The organism is Micromonospora sp. M51, from assembly GCF_018070305.1.
Classification (GTDB): domain Bacteria; phylum Actinomycetota; class Actinomycetes; order Mycobacteriales; family Micromonosporaceae; genus Micromonospora; species Micromonospora parva.
Genome location: NZ_JAGPXZ010001368.1, coordinates 1 through 707, shown reverse-complemented (window position 1 = coordinate 707; position 707 = coordinate 1). Strand labels below are relative to the sequence as shown.

Annotated in this window: 1 protein-coding gene; it reads left to right on the top strand. The window is 68.6% G+C overall.

Features of this window, described 5'->3' with window-relative positions; translation table 11 throughout:
• Positions 1-704: hypothetical protein (locus KBX53_RS34880; protein WP_210864025.1), on the top strand; the 704-nt coding region annotated here is incomplete at its 5' end.
• Positions 705-707: the final 3 nt, after the last annotated feature.

Sequence of the window (707 nt, the reverse complement as noted above, 5' to 3'; positions counted from 1 at the left end):
AGCGGGCCCTCCTCCTGGGCGCCGACATCAACGTCGTGATGGCCGGTGACGCCCAGATGGACCCGGCCTACCTGCCCGCGCTGCTCGACCCGATCTGCGACGACGGCTACGAGTTCACCAAGGCCAACCGCTTCTTCTCCCGCACGTCGTTCGCCGACATGCCGGCCGTACGGATGCTGGGCAGCGTCGCCCTGTCGTTCGCGACCAAGGTCGCCAGCGGCTACTGGAACCTCTTCGACCCGCAGAACGGCTACACCGCGGTCTCCCGGTCGGCCCTGCTGCGGCTCAACGTCGCCGCCGTGGCCCGCGGCTACGAATTCGAGAACGACCTCCTCATCTGGCTCAACATCGCCAACGCCCGAGCCAAGGACGTACCGGTCCCCGCCAGCTACGGCGAGGAGGTGTCGACGATGCGCATCCACAAGGTCGCCCCCCGCATCGCCAGCCTCCTGTTCCGCGGCTTCTGGCGGCGGATGCTGCTCAAGCACGTCCTCGCCTCGTTCTCCGCCGTCGCGCTGCTCTTCTTCACCGGCCTGTTCCTCATCCTGTTCGGCTCCGGCTGGGGGATCTGGGTGCTGGCCGAGACGCTCGGCCCACCCGTCGCCACCACCGGCAGCGTCCTGCTCTGCGTCGGGCCGCTGCTGACCGGCATCCACATGCTGATCTCCGCGCTCACCCTCGACATCCAGTCGACGCCGGACTGACCG